At 73.0% G+C, this 18540-nt stretch carries 17 protein-coding genes, 1 pseudogene and 1 riboswitch; of the genes and pseudogenes, 8 read left to right on the top strand and 10 right to left on the bottom strand.

Annotated features, from left to right (window positions below; all coding sequences use genetic code 11):
* Positions 1 to 44: 44 nt before the first annotated feature.
* A complete protein-coding gene (locus tag ACIGA3_RS01635) occupies positions 45 to 1400 on the top strand; it encodes a class II 3-deoxy-7-phosphoheptulonate synthase (RefSeq protein ID WP_399709218.1) in 1356 nt (451 codons plus the stop codon).
* Between the two features lie 146 nt (positions 1401 to 1546).
* Positions 1547 to 1807 carry a bacterioferritin-associated ferredoxin gene (locus ACIGA3_RS01630; protein WP_399709215.1) on the top strand — a complete coding sequence of 87 codons (261 nt, stop codon included), beginning with the start codon at positions 1547 to 1549 and terminating at the stop codon, positions 1805 to 1807.
* A gap of 9 nt (positions 1808 to 1816) precedes the next feature.
* Here the strand turns inward: ACIGA3_RS01630 and bfr are convergent, their stop codons facing one another.
* Complete coding sequence (gene bfr / locus ACIGA3_RS01625; RefSeq protein WP_399709212.1) at positions 1817 to 2308, bottom strand: bacterioferritin; 492 nt, start codon at positions 2306 to 2308, stop codon at positions 1817 to 1819.
* A 153-nt stretch (positions 2309 to 2461) separates the two neighbouring features.
* On the opposite strand from bfr, the gene ACIGA3_RS01620 reads away from it, so the two are divergent.
* Positions 2462 to 3094, top strand: a complete 633-nt coding sequence (locus ACIGA3_RS01620) for a sulfite oxidase-like oxidoreductase (protein WP_399709209.1) — start codon at positions 2462 to 2464, stop codon at positions 3092 to 3094.
* A 20-nt stretch (positions 3095 to 3114) separates the two neighbouring features.
* On the opposite strand, the gene ACIGA3_RS01615 is transcribed toward ACIGA3_RS01620, so the two are convergent.
* From ACIGA3_RS01615 to thiO, 5 genes and pseudogenes are all read right to left on the bottom strand, one after another.
* Positions 3115 to 4017 (bottom strand): deoxyribonuclease IV, encoded by a 903-nt coding sequence (locus tag ACIGA3_RS01615; RefSeq protein WP_399709206.1) that lies wholly within the window; start codon positions 4015 to 4017, stop codon positions 3115 to 3117.
* A 56-nt stretch (positions 4018 to 4073) separates the two neighbouring features.
* Positions 4074 to 6014, bottom strand: a complete 1941-nt coding sequence (pknB, locus tag ACIGA3_RS01610) for a Stk1 family PASTA domain-containing Ser/Thr kinase (protein ID WP_399709204.1) — start codon at positions 6012 to 6014, stop codon at positions 4074 to 4076.
* A gap of 91 nt (positions 6015 to 6105) precedes the next feature.
* A pseudogene (locus ACIGA3_RS01605) lies at positions 6106 to 6897 on the bottom strand (thiazole synthase); the annotation flags it as partial.
* Between the two features lie 2 nt (positions 6898 to 6899).
* Complete coding sequence (thiS, locus tag ACIGA3_RS01600; RefSeq protein WP_030810212.1) at positions 6900 to 7100, bottom strand: sulfur carrier protein ThiS; 201 nt, start codon at positions 7098 to 7100, stop codon at positions 6900 to 6902.
* Positions 7097 to 8287 (bottom strand): glycine oxidase ThiO, encoded by a 1191-nt coding sequence (thiO, locus tag ACIGA3_RS01595; protein ID WP_399709201.1) that lies wholly within the window; start codon positions 8285 to 8287, stop codon positions 7097 to 7099. Before thiO ends, thiS begins: the two co-directional genes overlap by 4 nt.
* Positions 8284 to 8396, bottom strand: a riboswitch (TPP riboswitch). (Overlaps the previous gene by 4 nt.)
* 170 nt (positions 8397 to 8566) lie before the next feature.
* Between thiO and ACIGA3_RS01590 the strand changes: the two genes are divergently transcribed.
* From ACIGA3_RS01590 to ACIGA3_RS01570, 5 genes are all read left to right on the top strand, one after another.
* Complete coding sequence (locus tag ACIGA3_RS01590; RefSeq protein WP_399709198.1) at positions 8567 to 9799, top strand: NAD(P)/FAD-dependent oxidoreductase; 1233 nt, start codon at positions 8567 to 8569, stop codon at positions 9797 to 9799.
* Between the two features lie 65 nt (positions 9800 to 9864).
* Positions 9865 to 10230: an Rv2175c family DNA-binding protein gene (locus ACIGA3_RS01585; protein ID WP_399709195.1), complete on the top strand. Its 366-nt coding sequence runs from the start codon at positions 9865 to 9867 to the stop codon at positions 10228 to 10230.
* Between the two features lie 90 nt (positions 10231 to 10320).
* Positions 10321 to 10968: a thiamine phosphate synthase gene (thiE, locus tag ACIGA3_RS01580; RefSeq protein ID WP_399709193.1), complete on the top strand. Its 648-nt coding sequence runs from the start codon at positions 10321 to 10323 to the stop codon at positions 10966 to 10968.
* 112 nt (positions 10969 to 11080) lie between these two features.
* Positions 11081 to 12004, top strand: coding sequence for a methylenetetrahydrofolate reductase [NAD(P)H] (gene metF / locus ACIGA3_RS01575; protein ID WP_399709190.1), 924 nt, complete (start codon positions 11081 to 11083; stop codon positions 12002 to 12004).
* Positions 12005 to 12060: 56 nt separating this feature from the next.
* Positions 12061 to 13002 carry a hypothetical protein gene (locus ACIGA3_RS01570; RefSeq protein WP_399709187.1) on the top strand — a complete coding sequence of 314 codons (942 nt, stop codon included), beginning with the start codon at positions 12061 to 12063 and terminating at the stop codon, positions 13000 to 13002.
* Positions 13003 to 13015: 13 nt separating this feature from the next.
* On the opposite strand, the gene ACIGA3_RS01565 is transcribed toward ACIGA3_RS01570, so the two are convergent.
* The 4 genes from ACIGA3_RS01565 to ACIGA3_RS01550 form a co-directional block, all read right to left on the bottom strand.
* Positions 13016 to 14518, bottom strand: coding sequence for a phytoene desaturase family protein (locus ACIGA3_RS01565; protein WP_399709184.1), 1503 nt, complete (start codon positions 14516 to 14518; stop codon positions 13016 to 13018).
* 363 nt (positions 14519 to 14881) lie between these two features.
* On the bottom strand, positions 14882 to 15508 hold the full coding sequence (locus ACIGA3_RS01560) for a TetR/AcrR family transcriptional regulator (RefSeq protein ID WP_399709181.1): 627 nt from the start codon (positions 15506 to 15508) through the stop codon (positions 14882 to 14884).
* Positions 15509 to 15564: 56 nt separating this feature from the next.
* Complete coding sequence (locus ACIGA3_RS01555; RefSeq protein ID WP_399709178.1) at positions 15565 to 17649, bottom strand: YhgE/Pip family protein; 2085 nt, start codon at positions 17647 to 17649, stop codon at positions 15565 to 15567.
* Positions 17621 to 18418, bottom strand: a complete 798-nt coding sequence (locus ACIGA3_RS01550; protein WP_399709176.1) for an ATP-binding cassette domain-containing protein — start codon at positions 18416 to 18418, stop codon at positions 17621 to 17623. The genes ACIGA3_RS01555 and ACIGA3_RS01550 overlap by 29 nt, the downstream gene beginning before the upstream one ends.
* Between the last annotated feature and the right edge of the window lie 122 nt (positions 18419 to 18540).

The following is an 18540-nucleotide window of genomic DNA, read 5'->3' as shown; positions in this document are numbered from 1 at the left end:
GCGACGGGACAAAGCATTCGACACGACCCCGTAATGTGGGGGATGTGACCGTGAACGCTGATTCCCGAGCCGTGGCCGCCGAGGCGACCTGGCGAGACCTGCCCGCGGCGCAGCAGCCCGAATACCCGGATACCGAGGCTCTGCGCGAAGTGATCGCGGAGCTGTCGACCTATCCGCCGCTCGTCTTCGCCGGCGAGTGCGACCAGCTGCGCGCCCGTTTGGCGGCCGTCGCCAAGGGGGAGGCGTTCCTGCTCCAGGGCGGCGACTGCGCCGAGTCCTTCGACGGCGTGGGTGCCGAGCACATCCGGGCCAAGGTCAAGACGATCCTCCAGATGGGCGCCGTGCTGACGTACGCCGCGTCCGTGCCGGTGGTCAAGGTCGGCCGGATCGCGGGCCAGTACTCCAAGCCGCGCTCCAAGCCCACCGAGACCCGTGACGGCGTGACCCTGCCGGTGTACCGGGGCGACTCCGTCAACGGCTTCGACTTCACCGAGAAGAGCCGCTACCCGGACCCCGAGCGCCTGAAGCGGATGTACCACGCCTCCGCCTCCACGCTGAACCTGGTGCGCGCCTTCACCACCGGTGGCTACGCCGACCTGCGCCAGGTGCACGCCTGGAACCAGGACTTCGTGAAGTCCTCCCCCTCCGGCCAGCGCTACGAGCAGCTCGCCCGGGAGATCGACCAGGCGCTGAACTTCATGCGGGCCTGCGGCGCGGAGCCGGAGGAGTTCAAGACCGTCGAGTTCTACTCCTCGCACGAGGCGCTGCTGCTGGACTACGAGTCCGCGCTGACCCGCGTCGACTCCCGCACCGGCAACCTGTACGACGTCTCCGGGCACATGGTGTGGATCGGTGAGCGCACCCGGCAGATGGACGGCGCGCACATCGAGTTCGCGTCCAAGATCCGCAACCCGATCGGCATCAAGCTCGGCCCGACCACCACGGCCGAGGACGCGCTGCGCTACATCGACCGTCTCGACCCCGACCGGGAGCCGGGCCGGCTGACCTTCATCGTCCGCATGGGCGCCGACAAGATCCGCGACCGGCTGCCCGAGCTGGTCGAGAAGGTCACGGCGTCCGGCGCGACGGTGGCCTGGGTGACCGACCCGATGCACGGCAACACCTTCGAGGCGGCGTCCGGGCACAAGACCCGCCGCTTCGACGACGTGCTGGACGAGGTCAAGGGCTTCTTCGAGGTCCACAAGGGCCTGGGCACCCACCCCGGCGGCATCCACGTGGAGCTGACCGGCGACGACGTCACCGAGTGCGTGGGCGGCGGCGACGAGATCTTCGTCGACGACCTGCACCAGCGCTACGAGACGGCCTGCGACCCCCGGCTCAACCGCAGCCAGTCGCTGGACCTGGCGTTCCTGGTCGCCGAGATGTACCGGGACCAGTGAGGCCGGACCGGCCCGAAGCGTGAAGTGGGGCGCGGATCACATGCGATCCGCGCCCTTCCGCTTTCCCGCCCCCGGGCCACTGGGTTAGGTTAGGTTTGCCTCACCGAAATCCGGCGATGGCGGCGACACGGCGATCTCGTCGGGAGGTGAACCGGGTGTTCGTCTGCAGTTGCTTCGGCATCACCGAGCAGCAGGTCAAGCAGCACGCCCAGGACGGCGCCTGCACCCCGCGCCAGATCGCCTCCGCCTGCAAGGCCGGCACCGACTGCGGTGGCTGTGTCCGCCGCATCCAGGCCCTGCTGGGCCGGGGTGCCTGCCCCCGCCGCGAGCAGATCACACAGCGGCCGCCGGTACTCGTCGCCTCCGCCGCCGAAGCGCCCGTACGGCAGCTGGGCGACGCGGCCTGACGGTCCGCCTCAGCCCGCCACGTCGGGCTGGCTCTGCTCGATCGTGGTCGACAGGTAGAGCGACTCGCCCAGCTTCTCGATCAGGTCGAGCTGGGTCTCCAGGTAGTCGATGTGGTGCTCCTCGTCGGCGAGGATCGCCTCGAAGACGTTCGCCGACGTGATGTCACCCTTGGCGCGCATGATCTCCACGCCCCGGCGCAGCCGGTCGATGGCCTCGACCTCGATCTGCCGGTCCGCCCGGAACATCTCGGTCACCGTCTGGCCGACCGAGACATGGAAGAGCCGCTGGTAGTTGGGCAGGCCGTCCAGCATCAGGATGCGGTCGGTCAGGGCCTCCGCGTGCCGCATCTCGTCGAAGGACTCGGCCCTCGTGTACTTGGCGAGCTTCGTCCACCCCTTGTGGTCCTGGAGCTTGGCGTGCAGGAAGTACTGGTTGATCGCGGTGAGCTCGGCGGTGAGCTGTTCGTTGAGCAGCTCGATGACCTCGGGGTCGCCTGACATCGGGATGGACTCCTTCCGGGCATTGCTGGCTGATGCTGCCGCATGATTCCATCGGCGCTCCGAACCGTCCAGTAAGCGCACACTTAGTAGTCAATGCCGGAAATGTCCATGTGCTGGTCGGATGCACCCCGCCGGGTCTGTCAGGATGGAGTCATGGGTCATCCGGTGGAACGCGCGTCTGGAACGGGGGCAGCGGCAGATCTTCCGCCGGGGCAGCGGCTCCAGCGCGGCTGGCCGGTCACGCACTACGGGCCCGTGCCCAAGTTCCGCCCCGAGCGCTGGGACTTCCGGGTCTTCGGCGCCACCGCCGACGGCGACAAGCGGGCCTGGACCCACGAGGAGTTCACCGCCCTGCCGTACGCCACCGTCGTGGCCGATCTGCACTGCGTGACGAAGTTCAGCATGCTCGGCGCCGAGTGGGGCGGCGTGCCCGCCCGCGCGATCCTCGACCTCGCCCCGCCCGCTCCCGGCGTCACCCATGTGATGGTCTGGGCCGAGTACGGCTTCAGCGCCAATCTCCGGCTGGCCGACTTCGCCGGTGACGGCACGATCTTCGCCTTCCACAAGGACGGCGAACTCCTCACCGCCGAGCACGGCTTCCCGGCCCGCCTGGTCGTCCCGCACCTGTACGCCTGGAAGGGCCCCAAGTGGGTCCGGGGCGTGGAGTACATGACCGCCGACCGCAGGGGCTTCTGGGAGCAGCGCGGCTACCACAACGTCGGCGACCCCTGGAAGGAACAGCGCTACTCCTACCAGGAGGGGCCGGGCGACGGTCCCGAGCTGTAGCTCTGGCCGTCCCCGAAGCTCTAGCCGTCCCTGAGGCGCTTCAGCCGGGCCACGTCCGCCGCGTGGCCCTCCTTGCCGCCCGGGGTCTCGATGACCAGCGGGACGCCCGCCGTGGCCGGATGGTTCAGCAGGGCGCGGAACGGCTCCTCGCCGATATGGCCCGAGCCAATGTTCTCGTGGCGGTCCTTGTGTGCGCCCACCACATCCTTGGAGTCGTTGGCGTGGATCAGCTTCAGCCGTCCCTCGCCCACGGTGTCCACCAGCAGATCGAGGGTCTGCCGCATGCCGTCCGGGCCGGTGAGGTCGTGTCCGGCGGCGTAGATGTGGCAGGTGTCCAGGCAGACGCCGAGCTTCGGGTGCGCGTCCAGGGCCTCGAAGTACGGGCCGAAGTCCCAGGTCCGCGAGCACAGTGACGAGCCCTGCCCGGCCGTCGACTCCAGCAGCAGGAACGGGTCGTCGTCGTGGGTCAGCTCGTCCAGCAGCGGCAGCAGATACTCACGCACCTGCTTCAGCGCCACCTCGCGCGGGCGCCCGCCGGTCGCGCTGCCGGTGTGCACGACCACCCCGAGCGCGCCGATGTCCCGCCCGCGCCGCAGGGAGTGCCGCAGCGACTCCACCGACCGCTCCACCGTCGCCTCGGTGTGCGAGCCGAAGTTGATGAGGTAGGGCGCGTGCACGTACGCCGGGATCGACTCCACCGCGCAGGCCGCCCGGAACGCCTCGTCCTGCCGCGGGTTGCCCACGGGCGTCGCCCAGCCGCGCGGGTTGGCCACGAAGACCTGCACGGTCTCCGCCTTCAGCTCACGGGCGTACGGCAGTCCCGTCGCGTGCAGCCCACCGGCGACCGGCACATGCGCGCCGACGGGGTTGCGGAGGGAACCGGGGAGGGTCAGGGGTGCGGCGGGGGACGGCTGGAGTGTCACCCGTTCAGGGTGTCACGCCGCCCGACGCCCCCGGACCGGGGCAGCGGTGAGACCGGTCACCGGATGGTGATCGTGATCTCGGAGCCCTTGGGCGCCGAGTCGCCGCCCTTCACCGACTGCTTCTTCACCTTGTCGCCGAACAGCCCCAGCAGCCCGCGATCCTCATGGACCTCGAACCCGGCAGCCTCCAGCTTCCGGTGCGCGTCCTCGACGCTGGACCCGACCACGTCCGGGACCTCGACCATCTCCGGGCCCTTGGACAGCGTCAGCGTCACCGTGTCGCCCTCGGCGCCCTGGCTGCCCGCCTCCGGCGACTGGAAGGCGACCTGGCCCTTGTCGTAGTCGGAGTTCACGCGCTCGGTGGCGATCTTCACCTTCAGACCGGCGTCGGTCAGGTCCTGGCGCGCGGTCTGCACGTCCTCACCGCTGACGTCCGGGATGTCGACGGGGGCGCCCTTGCTGACGACCAGGGCGATCGCCGAACCGGCGTGCCGCTCGGTGCCCGCCTCCGGCGTCGTACCGATCACCGAGCCCCGGCCGACCTCGTCGCTGAACTCGCGTGTGACCATGCCCGGCTCCAGACCGGCCGCCTTCAGCCGCTCCCGCGCCCGCTCCAGCGGTTGGCCCGCCACCCTGGGCACCGCGACCGTGCGCGGGCCGAGCGAGACCGTCAGTCCCACCGAGGCGTTGCCCCGGACCCGGGAGCCGGCCGTGGGGTCGGAGCTGATGACCGTGCCCCGGTCCACGGTGTCGCTGTAGGCGCGCTGCACCTTGCCCACGTCGAGCCCCGCCGACTTCAGCCGCTGCTCGGCCTGGTCCTGGGTGCGCGACAGCACCGGCGGCACCTTGGTGAACTGGCCCGAGTTGATGTACCAGACCCCGCCGCCCACGCCGAGGAACACCAGCACCGCCAGCAGCAGCGTCAGCAGTCCGCGCCGGGGCCGCGACCCACCGCGCCGGGACGGCGGCGGCGACTCCAGCCGGGTGGTGTGCAGCACGCTCGTGACGCTGCGGCCGTCCTCCTCGCCGTCACCGCCGACCGGCAGCGGCCGGACCATCGTCAGCGCGCGCGGAAGCACGCTCGTACGGTCGCCCGCGTTGTCGTGGTGCTCGTGCGACAGCTCCTGCGGCGGCACCGCGTCGAGCTGCTCCTCGGTGAGCGAGCCCCGTACCCGCAGCACCTCGCCGAGCAGCGCGGCCGCGTCCGCGGGCCGGAGTGCCGGGGTGCGGGCGGTCGCGGCGGCGACCAGCTCGTCCAGCTCGTACGCCAGCCCCGGCACCAGCGCCGAGGGCGGGGGTACGTCGTCGTTCAGGTGCTTGTAGATGACCTGGGCGGGGGAGTCCCCGGAGTGCGGCTTGGCGCCGGTCAGCATCTCGTACAGCACGACACCGCAGGCGTACACGTCCACGCGCGGGTCGGCGGTGCCCTGCTCGATCTGCTCCGGGGCCAGGTAGGAGACGGTGCCGAGCACCGAGCCGGTGGTGCTGGTGACCGTGTCGACCGAGCGCACCAGACCGAAGTCGGCGACCTTCACCCGGCCGTCGTCCCCGATCAGCACGTTCTCCGGCTTCATGTCCCGGTGCACGAACCCGGCCCGGTGGGCCGCGCCCAGCGCGGCGAGCACCGGCTCCAGGATGTCCAGGGCGGCCCTCGGCCGCAGCGCGCCCCGCTCCCGCAGCACGTCCCGCAGGGTGCAGCCGGCGACGTACTCCATCGCCAGATACACGTAACCCCCGTCGGTGCCCTGGTCGAAGACCTGCACCACATTGGGGTGGGACAGCCGGGCGACCGACTTGGCCTCGCGGATGAACCGGTCCACGAACCCGCCGTCGGCGGCCAGCGCCGGATGCATCACCTTGAGCGCCAGGACCCGGTCCAGCCGGATGTCCAGGGCCCGGTAGACGGTCGCCATCCCGCCGACGGCGATCCGCGCCTCGACGCGATAGCGGCCGTCGAGCACCTGGCCGAGGAGGGGGTCCGAGAGGGTCGTATCCACGCGGGCGAGTCTACGAGGGGTGCGCGGGGGCGGCGCCCGCTGCGCCGTCCGGGTGAGCGACCGCAGCAGAGCTGTGACCGTCGTACGAGGTGAACGCGGGGCGCTCGGGATCGAGGTCCGCGCGCCCCTCGGCAGGGGAGGACGCCCGCGCGAAATGGCGGCGGGGGATGCGTCCGGCCAGCCGCGCCAGGTGTCCGGCACGCACGGCGTGCCGCATGGCCGTGGCCATCGTCTCGGGGTCCTGCGCACGGGTGACGGCCGAGGCGAGCATCACACCCGCGCACCCCAGTTCCATCGCCAGCGCCACGTCGGACGCCGTGCCGGCCCCGGCGTCCAGGATCACCGGCACATACGACTGCTCCATGATCAGCTCGAAGTTGTGCGGGTTACGGATGCCGAGCCCGGAGCCGATCGGGGAGCCCAGCGGCATCACGGCCGCGCACCCCACGTCCTGGAGCCTGCGGGCCAGCACCGGGTCGTCGTTGGTGTACGGCAGCACGGTGAAGCCGTCGTCGACCAGCGTCTCGGCCGCGTCCAGCGTCTCCACCGGGTCCGGCAGCAGCGTCCGCTCGTCGGCCACGACCTCCAGCTTCACCAGGTCGGTGCCGAGCGCCTCACGGGCCAGCCGGGCGGTCAGCACCGCCTCCCCGGCGGTGAAACAGCCCGCGGTGTTGGGCAGCACGCGGATGCCCAGCTTCTCCAGCACCGACAGCACCGAGCCGTGCGCGCCGGGGTCCACCCGGCGCATCGCCACCGTGGTCAGCTCCGTGCCGGACGCGATCAGTGAGCGTTCCAGCACGTCCAGGCTGGGCGCCCCGCCGGTGCCCATGATCAGCCGGGACTTCAGGGTCAGGTCACCGAGGACCAGGGGATCGCCGGTCATGGTCAGCCTCCCTGCACGGCGGTGAGGACCTCGACCCGGTCGCCCTCGGCGAGGCCGGTCTCGGCCCACCGGGTGCGCGGGACCACGGTCTCGTTGACGGCGGCGGCCACCCCCGAGGGCGCCGGGGTCAGGACGCGTACGACGGCGTCCAGGGCGGTGCCGGGCGCCACCTCGCGGCGCTCGCCGTTGACGGAGATGTTCATGCGGAGTGCTCCAGGGTCGCGGTGGGGGCGCCGGTGGCGAAGCGGTGCGGGGTGAAGGGCCGGGCCACCTCGGGCAGGCCCCCGCCGCACAGCACGTCGGCCATGACGTCCCCGGTGACGGGGGTGAGCAGCACGCCGTTGCGGTGGTGCCCGGTGGCCAGCAGCAGGCCGTCGAGGCCGGAGGGGCCGAGCAGCGGGGCGTTGTCGGGGGAGCCGGGGCGCAGTCCGGCCAGGGTCTCGGTGAGCGGCAGCTCGGTGATGCCGGGCACCAGCTCATGGGCGTCGCGCAGCAGCTCGTACACCCCGCCCGCCGTCACCGTGGTGTCGAAGCCCAGCTCCTCGCTGGTCGCGCCGATCACCAGCTCGCCGTTCTCGCGCGGCACCAGGTACACCGGCCCGCCGCGCACCACGGCCCGCACGGTACGGCTCAGGAAGGGCCGGTACCGGGGCGGCACCGTCAGCCGCAGCACCTGCCCCTTCACCGGGCGCACCGGCGGTACGAGCGCCTCGGGGACGCCCTGAAGCCGTCCGCTGAGGCTGCCGCCCGCCAGCACCACCTGCCCGGCGGCCAGCGTGGTGCCGTCCGCCGTGGTGACGCCGGTGGCCCGGTCCCCGGCCACGTCGAGCCGCGCCGCCCAGGACCGGTGGAGGACCACCCCGGCCCGCTCGCACGCGGTCAGCAGCGCGGCCGCCAGCCGCCGGGGGTCGATCTGGTGGTCGCCGTCGGCCCGCAGCCCGCCGCGCACACCGGGCGCCAGCATCGGCTCCAGCCGTCGGCACTCCCGCCCGGACAGCCACTCGGAGTCCAGCCCGCAGCGCAGCTGGAGTTCGTGCACCTCGCGCAGCTGGGCGCGGTCGTCGGTGTCGAAGGCGACGGCGAGGGTGCCCGAGCGGCGGTAGCCCAGGTCGTGGCCGGTGGCCTCGGTCAGCTCGGCGGCGAAGCCGGGGTAGCGGCGCGCGGAGGCCAGATTGAGGGCGAGCAGCCCCTCCTCGCCGTGGTGCAGCTCGGTGACGGCGGCCAGCATCCCGGCCGCGACCCGCGCGGCCCCGCCGCCTGGCTCGGGGTCCACCACGGCCGCGGTGAGCCCCCGCCCGGCCGCGCGCCAGGCGGTGACCAGGCCGATGATCCCGCCCCCCACGACAAGGACGTCCGGGGCGCCGGACGGTTCGGACGTACGTGACGGCATGGGCGTCCCGCCCCTCCCTTCGCCGGCATGACCCGGATCAGGTTCGTACGGTCGGAGGCCGCCAGCCTCCCTCTCAGCCCGGTACGTCCGGGCTCCCGCGAGTGCAGTTACGGTGGCCAGCCTAGTCGCCCGCCCGGCTCAGCCGTAAGGGAGCCCCGCCCGTGCCCCGCTCGCTCGACGGACTCACCCTCGCCCCCGTGGCCGACCAGGCACCGGGCCAGGTGGGCACCGGGACCCGGTTCGCCTGGTGGAGCAGGTCAGTTGACCTAAGGTGACCACGTGAGTGAGCAGACGCCCCCGGAGGGCACGGGACAGGAACGGCGCGTGGTCGTCGTCGGGGCGGGCATGGCCGGGGTGCAGACCGCCGTCGCCCTGCGCGAACAGGGCTTCACCGGGCCCGTCACCCTGATCGGCGCCGAGCCGCACCAGCCCTACGACCGGCCCCCGCTGTCCAAGGCCATCCTCCTCGGTACCGCCGAGGGCTCCGCCTTCGACGTGGACTTCGCCTCGCTCGACATCGACCTCCGGCTCGGCTGCGAGGCGCTCGGCGTGCGCACCGCCGACCACGAACTGGACACCGCGGCGGGGCCCGTCCCGTACGACGTGCTGGTCCTGGCCACCGGCGCCGTACCCGTCCGGCTGCCCGGCACCGACGAGACGCCCGGTGTGCACCTGCTGCGCACCCTGGACGACGCCGAGCGGCTGCGCCCGGTGCTCGCCCGGCAGCACGACGTCGTGGTGGTCGGCGCCGGCTGGATCGGCGCCGAGTTCGCCACCGCCGCCCGCGAGGCCGGCTGCGCGGTGACCGTCGTCGAGGCCGCCGACCGCCCGCTGGCCGGCGCCCTGCCCGCCGAGGTCGCCGCCCCGATGACCGCCTGGTACGCCGACAGCGGCGTCTCGCTGCGCACCGGCGTCCGCGTGGCGGCCGTCGAGCCCGGCGCCGTGGTGCTGGACGACGGCGCGCGGCTGCCCTCGGACGCCGTCGTGGTCGGCATCGGCGCCCACCCCGCCACCGGCTGGCTGGCCGGCTCCGGCATCGCCCTCGGCGCCCACGGCGACGTCCTGGCCGACGACCGGCTGCGCACGTCCGCCGAGCACGTGTACGCGGTCGGCGACTGCACCTCCTTCCCCTCGGCCCGCTACGACGAGCGGCTGCTCGTCCACCACTGGGACAACGCCCTCCAGGGCCCGCGTACGGTCGCGGCGGACATCCTCGGCGAGGAGGCGGCGCCCTACGACCCGGTGCCGTACTTCTGGTCCGAGCAGTTCGGGCGGTTCGTCCAGTACGCGGGCCACCACGCCGCGGCCGACCGCACGGTGTGGCGCGGTGACCCGGCCGACCCCGCCTGGACCGTGTGCTGGCTGCGCGAGGACCGCCTCGTCGCCCTGCTGGCGGTGGGCCGCCCGCGCGACCTCGCCCAGGGAAGGCGGCTGATCGAGGCGGGGCGCCGCATGGACGCCGAGGCCCTGACCGACCCCGCGCTCCCGCTGAAGCAGGCTGTCGCGGGCTAGCTTCGGCGTCCCGCGCGGAGTGGCCCGACTACCGGCTGTCGGTGGGGGATGGCAGGCTAGATGTCGTGACCGAGATTGACACCAAGATCGACGCTCTTGTCCCCGCCTGGCTCACCCTCCCCGACATCGCCGAAAAGCTCGATGTCGAGGTGACGCGTGTGCGGCAGCTGGTCAAGGAGGGCCAGCTCATCGCCGTACGCCGAGGTGAGAACCGGGCGCTGCACGTCCCCGCCGCCTTCATCGACGAGGACAAGATCGTCAAGGGCCTCACCGGCACCCTGACGCTCCTGCGGGACAACGATTTCACGGTCGAAGAGATGATCGAATGGCTCTTCACCCCCGACCCCTCCCTGCCCGGCACCCCCGCGCAGGCCCTCAGCGAGAACCGCGGCACGGAGGTGAAGCGCCGGGCCCAGGCGCTGGCCGTCTGACCCACCGCGCCGAAGGACGGCGCACCGGCCCCGGCCGGGCGCCGTCCTTCGGCACCGCACACCCACACCGACTCACCGGGGAAGAACCGCATGCCCGACACCGCCCGCGCCCGCCTCGCCGACGCCCGGCTCTACCTCTGCACGGACGCCCGCAGGAACCAGGGCGACCTCGCCGAGTTCCTGGACGCGGTCCTGGCCGGCGGTGTCGACATCGTCCAGCTGCGCGACAAGGGCATGGAGGCCGCCGAGGAGCTGGCCCACCTGGAGGTGTTCGCCGACGCCTGCGCCCGGCACGGCAAGCTGCTCGCGGTCAACGACCGGGCCGACGTGGCCCACGCCACCGGAGCCGACGTGCTCCACCTCGGCCAGGGCGACCTGCCGGTGCCCGCCGCCCGCGCGATCCTCGGCGACCGCGTCCTCACCGGCCGCTCCACGCACTCCGAGGCGGAGGCCGCCGCGGCCGCCGTCCAGGACGGCGTCGACTACTTCTGCACCGGCCCCTGCTGGCCCACCCCCACCAAGCCCGGCCGCCACGCCCCCGGCCTCGACCTCGTCCGGTACACCGCCGGGCTCGGCACCGAGCGCCCCTGGTTCGCCATCGGCGGCATCGACCAGGCCAACCTCGACCAGGTGCTGGACGCGGGCGCCCGCCGGGTGGTCGTGGTCCGCGCGCTCACCGAGGCCGCCGATCCGGGCGCCGCGGCGGCCGAGTTCGCCAAGCGGCTCCGCGAAGTCTGAGCGACCGCCCCGAGGGCCGCCCCTGTCCCAAGGGATGGACAAGGGCCCGGCAATTCGGCCAAATCGCCGGTGCCCGGTTGGGTCACCGCCCACCCGTGGCTAACCTGCGGGTATGGCCCTCGGAACCGCATCCACCAGGACTGATCGCGCCCGGACCGTCCGGGACATCCTCGCCACCGGCAAGACGGCGTACTCCTTCGAGTTCTACGCGCCGAAAACCCCTCAGGGCGAGCGCAACCTGTGGAACGCGCTGCGCAGGGTCGAGGCCGTCGCCCCCGACTTCGTCTCCGTCACCTACGGCGCGGGCGGCTCCACCCGTGCCACCACGGTCAAGGAGACCCAGCAGATCGTCGTCGACACGACGCTCACCCCGGTCGCGCACCTCACCGCCGTCGACCACTCGGTGGCCGAACTGCGCAACATCATCGGCCAGTACGCGGACGCCGGCATCCGCAACATGCTCGCCGTGCGCGGCGATCCGCCCGGTGACCCGATGGGCGCCTGGGTCGCGCACCCCGAGGGACTGACCTACGCGGCCGAACTGGTGCGCCTCATCAAGGAGTCGGGGGACTTCTGCGTCGGCGTCGCCGCCTTCCCGGAGATGCATCCGCGCTCCGCCGACTGGGACACCGACGTCGCCCACTTCGTGGACAAGTGCCGCGCGGGCGCCGACTACGCGGTCACGCAGATGTTCTTCCAGCCCGAGTCGTATCTCCGGCTGCGTGACCGGGTCGCGGCCGCGGGTTGCGAAACCCCCGTCATTCCGGAGATCCTGCCGGTCACCAGCGTGAAGATGCTGGAGCGGCTGCCGAAGCTGAGCAACGCGCTGTTCCCGCCCGAGCTGAAAGAGCGCATCCTCTCGGCGAAGGACGACCCGGCGGCGGTACGCTCCCTGGGCATCGACTTCGCCACGGAGTTCTGCGCTCGGCTGCTCGCCGAGGGAGTGCCCGGACTGCACTTCATCACACTGAACAACTCCACGGCGACGCTGGAGATCTACGAGAACCTGGGCCTGCACCACCCCCCGCGGGCCTAGACCGGCCGCACCGCGATGCGACACACTGCGTAACGGTCATTGGGAGAGGGGCGTACATGGGCTGGACGGTCCTCTACATCGCGTTCGGCATCGTCGCGCTGTGGTTGCTGGGCGAGGTGCTGCTTCAGTACAAGGCGCGGCTGCGCTGGCGGCTGCTCGCCTTCACCGGGTTCCTCGGTGTGGTGGTCGGCGTGCTGATGCCGTCGGTCTGGGTCATCGGCCTGGGCGCCATCGCGTTCGCCATCGGGCAGACCTACGTCACGCTGTCCTTCCGCAAGGGCTTCGCGGCGGGCTGGGCCGTCAAGCGCCCCGACGACGAGGAGGCGGGCCCCGTCACCAGGCGCCGCCGCGGCCGCGCCGAGCGCCAGGACCCGGTCCTCGGCGCCCCCGACCCGGACGAGGCCGCCGACTTCGGCCAGGACCACCCCGGCCCGGAGACCGCGGCCTACGCCACCGACGGCTACGACCACGACGACGCCTACGACCGCGACGACGTGTTCACCCCGGTGCGCCCCGCCGACCCCACCGCCGCCGAGACCACGTCGGTCTACGAACCCCAGCCCATGCCCGACGACACCGGCACCTACGGCGTCTACGGCGACGGCACCCCCGCCCAGCCCCAGCCCCAGCAGACCGACCAGGCGTACGCCTACGACTACTCGGGCTACGAGCAGCAGACCTACGGCCAGAGCGGCTACGACACCGGCGCCCAGCAGGCATACCCCGCCTACGCGGACCCGTACGCCAACGCCCAGAACTACGAGGGCGGTTACGACAACACCGGCTACGCGCAGCAGGGTTACGCCCAGCAGAACTACGGCCAGGACGCGTACAGCACCGGCGGCCAGGGCGAGACCCCGGCGGGCGGGGTGTGGGTGCCGCAGCAGCGCACCGACGAGACCTACAACGGCGAAGTCCCGCCGGAGCAGCAGCAGTACCCGTACCAGGGCCAGGCGCAGCAGCAGAACACCGGCTACGACGAGCAGTACCGCTACTGAGAGCGGCCGCCGCTCACGTCGAGCCGCGGAACTGAGGCCCCTCCACGATGAGTCCGGCCACCATCGCCCCCGACATCCCCGCGTGCGGAAGCCCGCCACCGGGGTGGGACCAGCCGCCGACCCGGTACAGGCCGGGCAGCCGCGTGGAGTTGGCCGGGTGCAGGAAACCGCCGTCGCCCGCCGCCAGTGAGGGGGCGGGGACCGCGCCGTGACGGGCGCCGGTCTCGGCGGAGTTGTGGCCGGGGGTGCGTACCTCGTGCCAGAGCAGGCGGTCGCGCAGTGCGGGGATCGCCGCACCGGCCGCGTCGAGCAGGGTCTCCGCGTGGCGCCGGACCGTCTCCGGGTCCTCGTCCAGGCCGGCCGGGAGGGTGGCCCGGACCACGGCCGACTCGTGGGCGTCGTCCGGGCGCAGCGCCGGGTCGTCGGGACGCAGCACGGTGACCGTCGGGACGGGCAGGGGATCGCCGCCCGGGTTCGCCAGGAAGTCCAACTCGGCCTCCGCGTCCGGGGCGTGGACGACCGTCCGGTGCGCGGCCCCCGCCTCACGGGCGCCCTTCAGCGCCAGCAGCAGGGTGAGCCGGGCGGCACCGCGCTCACCGGGCCGCACATCGCCGTCGCCGTCCAGCGGACGGTCCGTCAGGCGTCCCAGCAGCGCCGGGTCCACGTCGGCGACCACATGGTCGGCGTCGGCCACCGTGCCGTCGGCCAGCTCCACGCCCGCCGCGCGGCCGTCCTTCACCACGATCCCGGTGACCTCGGCGCCGAACACGAACTCCACCCGGCGCCGCACACAGCGCTCGTACACCGCGCGGGCCAGCTCCCGGACGCCGCCGCGTACGTACCAGGTGCCGAAGGCGTGCTCCAGGTACGGCAGGACGGCCGCGCTCGCCGGGGCGGTGCGCGGGTCCAGGCCGTGGGCGAGGGCATGGCTGGTCAGCAGGGCCTCCAGCCGGCTCTCGCGCAGCTCCCAGCGGGCGACCTCGGCGAGGGTGGTGGCCCGGCGGGTGCGCAGCAGCCGCTTGTGCGGGACGGCCGGGTACGGCTCACGCTCCGCCAGCACCTGCCAGTTGGGCCACAGCGGCTCCTCCAGCAGCGGGCGCCGGGTGCGGTCCCAGGCTTCGCGGGCCCGCACCAGGAAGTCGCCCCAGCGGTGTCCCACCCCGGCGCCCAGTGCCTCGTCCAGCGCCGAGACGACGCCCGCGCGTGAGGCGTTGGGGACGGCCACCGTGGTGCCGTCCGCGAAGACGTGCCGGGTGGAGGGGTCGACCTGGACCAGCTCGACCAGGTCCTCCAGGGGCTCCTTGCCGGTCTTCAGGAACAGGTCCCGCCAGACCGCGGGCAGCGGCAGCAGACCGGGGCCGGTGTCGAAGGCGAACCCGTCCCGCTCGAAGCGGCGCACCGCGCCGCCGTATATGTCCGTCCGCTCGTACACCGTCACCCGGTGGCCCGCGACGGCCAGCCGGGCGGCCGCCGCCAGCGCGCCCATCCCGGCGCCGATCACCGCAATCCGTGCCATGACCGCGACTTTACCGACCGGCACCGACAGTGCCTCCCTGGGCCCGGACACGGGGGCTTGAGTATCCGTACCTAGACGCACAGATGAGTAGCCGCGCGGATGGGCCGGGGGCCGTCCGGACGGGAGAGTGGAGACACGGCCAGGGGGCGCGGCCCGGCACCGCCGACACGGGGCGGCGGAACGGTGCCCGCCCGCCGGCCGCTCCTTCCGCCGATCCGTCGGCGGAAGCGAGACACGGGGTCCGTGGCCGTACGGTCACGGGGGACCGCGGTGGGAACCGTACGGGGGAGCACGGGGGAGTACGGGGAGAGCGAGGGCGCTGGACCGGCTTGACGCGGTCCGGCGCCCTTCGCGCGCTCTTCGTCAGCCCCCGCTGACCCGCCCCTGGAGCAGCCGGGACAGCGCGGAGTGGACGTCGTCCAGCGAACGCTCCGGCTGGAACGCCTTCCAGTCCAGCGCGGCCACCAGCACCATGCCGACCAGCGCGGCCGCCGTCAGCTGTACGTCGATCTCGTCGCTGAACTCCCCGGCCGCCACGCCCTCGCGCAGCACCCCCTCCACCACGGCCACGGCCTCCTGCCGGACCACCAGCAGCGTCGACTGCCAGGCCCGGTTGGTGCGCCACAGCTCGGCCACGTACAGCTGGGTGAAGGCCGGGTAGCGGTCGATGAAGACCAGGCCCGCGCGGACCATCGCGTCCAGCGCGTCCACCCCGCCGCCGCCCTCGCGGGCGGTCCGCTCGGCCGCCTCCCGCAGCGAGGCGGTGAGCAGTCCGACGCCGTGCCGCAGCAGCTCCTCGAAGAGCACCGACTTGCTGGCGAAGTTGTAGTAGACGGTGCCCTTCGCCACCCCGGCGCGCTCGGCGATCTCGTCCACCGTGGTCGCGGAGAACCCCTGCTCGGCGATGAGGGTGACGGCCGCCTCGTAGAGCTTCTGCCGGGTGGCCTCGCGGCGCGTGCTGCCGGCGGGCGTGGCGCTGGTGCTTTCCATGGACCCGATTCTCACAGGTGCGCCGGGCCGCCGGGCCGCCTGAGCCGCCCCGGGGCTCACAGGCTCAGCTCCGGGTGCAGGTGCTGGAGCGTCCACACCTGGCGGCGCCGGGCCGTGAGCGCGGTCAGCGCGAGGGCGCCCGCGGTGAACGCCGTCAGCACCACGCACGCCTGCCACACCGGGCCGAGCCCGCCGCCGGTGATCAGCCTGCGCAGCGCTGCCACCACGTAACTCATCGGCAGATACGGGTGGATGGCGTTGAAGAAGCCCGGACTGGTCTGCACCGGGTACGTGCCGCCCGCCGAGGTCAGCTGGAGCATCAGCAGCGCCAGCACGAGGATGCGGCCCGCCGCCCCGAAGCGGGCGTTGAGCCACTGCACGATCGCCGTGAAGCACGCCGTGACCAGGAACAGGAACACCGTCGTCCCGGCCGCCCTGGCCATCTCCAGCCCGATGCCGAAGTGCAGTACGGACATCAGCGCCGTCGTCTGGAGCACGCCCACCGCGAGCACCGGCAGCCAGCCCGCCAGCGCGATCCGCCAGGACGGCGCACCGGCCGCCAGGGCACGCCGGTTGAGCGGCGGGATCAGCATGTAGGCGACCATCGCGCCGACCCACAGTGACAGCGGGATGAAGTACGGGGCGAACCCGGTGCCGTAGTTCGGTGCCTGGTGCAGGTCGGCGGAGGAGAGCCGGACCGGGTCGGCCATGACGCCGGTGCGCCGGTCGCGGGCCCGCTCGTCGTAGTCGGGGATCTTCCCGGCGCCCGTGTGCAGGCCGTCCGCCAGCCGCTCGGAGCCGTCGGCCAGCTTGTACAGGCCGCTGTCCAGGGCCTTGGCGCCCGACTCGGCGGTGCCGATGCCCCGGTGCAGGGTGGCCGCGCCGGACCGGGCGGTGCCGAGCCCGGTGTGCAGCTTCCTCGCCCCGGAGGCGACGGCGTTCGCGCCCGCGTTCAGCTTGTCGATCCGGGCGACCGCGTCCGCGACGTCCTGGTGCAGACGCGGGGCGCGCTCGGCCAGGGCGTCGGCCTGCTCGCGCAGGGTGGTGAGGTTCTTCCGCATGACCGCCAGATCACCGCCCTGGGCGGCGATGACCTTGTTCAGGTCGTCGGCCACGACCGCCACGTCGTCGGCGGCCCGTCGGGCCTTCGCGAGGTCCGGGCAGGCCGGGTCGGGCACGGGCGGTGTCTCGCAGCGGGCCTTGTGCACCTGGTCCAGTACGGCGGCGGAGGCGTGCGCGGTCTTGGCGGCGCCGGGGGCGAGCCGGACCAGGGTGCCGAGGTTGTCCTCGACCGTGCGGGCCGAGTCGGAGACCAGCCGTGCGGTGTCCCCGATCGTCCTGCCGTTCTTCTGGAGGAACGGGCCGGCCTTGGCGTAGGCCCCGTCGACCTTGTTCGCCAGGGTCCGGGTGCCCGCCGCGACCTGGCGGGAGCCGTCCTCCAGGTCGCCGGCGCCGCTGTCGAGCCTGGTCAGGCCCTTGGTGAGCTTCCCGCTGCCGCTGTTGGCCTCCTTCAGCCCGTCCGCGAGCTTCCGGGCGCCCTTCTCCGCCTTGCCCAGGCCGTTCTTGAGCTTGTCGGCGCCCTGGGCGGCGGTCTCGGTCTTGTCGTGCAGCGTGGAGAAGTCGATGAAGATCCGGTCCAGGAAGGTCCGGGAGGTCTTGGTGGACGCGGCCGAGCGGACCTCGGCGAAGACGGTCCGGGAGATCTGGCCGACGATGTAGTTGTTCGCGTCGTTGGTGCGCACGTGGAGCGCGCCGGTCTCCGGGGAGTCGCCGGAACTGGAGGCGATGCGCCGGCTGAAGTCGGCCGGGAGGGTCAGCGAGAGGTAGTAAGTGCCGTCTTCGACGCCTTGGCGGGCCTCGGCGGCGTCGACCTCGTGCCACTCGAAGGTCCGCCGCTCGCGCAGACCGTGGACGATGTCGGCACCGGCGGTGATCTTCTTCCCGCCCGCCGTCGCCCCCTGGTCCTCGTTGACCAGGGCCACCGGGACCCGGTCCAGGCGGCCGTACGGGTCCCAGAACGACCACAGGTACAGGGCGCCGTAGAGCAGGGGCAGCACCAGCAGCGCGACCAGCGCGGCGCGCGGCAGCCGGCCCCGGCCGAACCGGCGCAGCTCAAGCGCGGCCAGCTTCGGTGAGCGCATCGGGGGCCTCCTCTCGGGGCGCGGCTTCGGCGTTTTCGGGGGCTTCCGTGCCTTCGGCGTCCTTTGGGGGGCCCGCCGTGGCGGGCTCGCCGGTGGAGACGGTGACGCAGTCGCCGGGGGCGGTGCGGCACACGGCCAGGACGGTCGTCCCGGTGCGGGTCAGCGAGCGCAACAGATCCCACACCTCGGCGCGTTCGGCCGCCGAGAGCTTCAGCTCCACGTCGTCCACCGCCAGCAGCCGGGGCCTGCCGATCAGCGCCAGCGCCACGGACAGCCGTAGCCCCTCCAGCCGCTCCAGGTCCCGTACGGCCGTACGCGAGCCCTTCGGCAGCGCGTCCAGGTCAAGACCGGCGGCGGCCAGGGCCGCGTCCGCGCGCAGCCGGGCCTCGTGGGCGCGCTGCGGGCGCGGATGCAGCACCTCGCGCAGGGAGTCGCCGAACCGGCGCTGCAGCAGGGCCCGTTCGCGCAGATGCTCGCCCACGGTCAGCGCGGGCTCCAGGTCGGTCACCCCGGCGACATGGGCCACCGCGCTGAACCGGCGCACCGCTCCCATGCGCCGGGGGAGCGGGAGGCCGCCGACGGCCGCCTGGCCCCCGGTCGGCTTCATCCGCCCGGTGAGCGCGAGCAGGAGGCACGTACGGCCGGAGCCGGACGGTCCCTCGATCGCGATCAGTGAACCCGCTGCGGCTTCGAAGCCGACGTCGCGGAAGGCCCACCCCCGTGGCCCCTTGAGCCCGAACCCCCCGGCCGTGACGTCCACGCCGTGCACAAGCCCCCGCCTCTCCCCAGAGCAACATACTTTTGAACTGACTGGTCAGTTCAAAAGTATGCCCGAACCGGCGTGCGTGACAAAGCCCGGATGCCCCCCGCCCAGGTCCCGATGCCCCCGAA

It is taken from the genome of Streptomyces sp. NPDC085596, from assembly GCF_044541565.1.
Classification (GTDB): Bacteria; Actinomycetota; Actinomycetes; order Streptomycetales; family Streptomycetaceae; genus Streptomyces.
Note: the sequence above shows the minus strand (reverse complement) of the source record. Positions and strands in the feature narration are given on the sequence as shown.

Coding starts and splice junctions, on each gene's coding strand:
- bfr (WP_399709212.1), bottom strand. CDS start 2,308: ATGTCAGGCGACCCCGAGGTCATCGAGCTGCTCAACGAACAGCTCACC.
- ACIGA3_RS01620 (WP_399709209.1), top strand. CDS start 2,462: ATGGGTCATCCGGTGGAACGCGCGTCTGGAACGGGGGCAGCGGCAGAT.
- thiS (WP_030810212.1), bottom strand. CDS start 7,100: ATGAACATCTCCGTCAACGGCGAGCGCCGCGAGGTGGCGCCCGGCACC.
- thiO (WP_399709201.1), bottom strand. CDS start 8,287: ATGCCGTCACGTACGTCCGAACCGTCCGGCGCCCCGGACGTCCTTGTC.
- thiE (WP_399709193.1), top strand. CDS start 10,321: ATGCCCGACACCGCCCGCGCCCGCCTCGCCGACGCCCGGCTCTACCTC.
- metF (WP_399709190.1), top strand. CDS start 11,081: ATGGCCCTCGGAACCGCATCCACCAGGACTGATCGCGCCCGGACCGTC.
- ACIGA3_RS01570 (WP_399709187.1), top strand. CDS start 12,061: ATGGGCTGGACGGTCCTCTACATCGCGTTCGGCATCGTCGCGCTGTGG.
- ACIGA3_RS01565 (WP_399709184.1), bottom strand. CDS start 14,518: ATGGCACGGATTGCGGTGATCGGCGCCGGGATGGGCGCGCTGGCGGCG.
- ACIGA3_RS01560 (WP_399709181.1), bottom strand. CDS start 15,508: ATGGAAAGCACCAGCGCCACGCCCGCCGGCAGCACGCGCCGCGAGGCC.
- ACIGA3_RS01555 (WP_399709178.1), bottom strand. CDS start 17,649: ATGCGCTCACCGAAGCTGGCCGCGCTTGAGCTGCGCCGGTTCGGCCGG.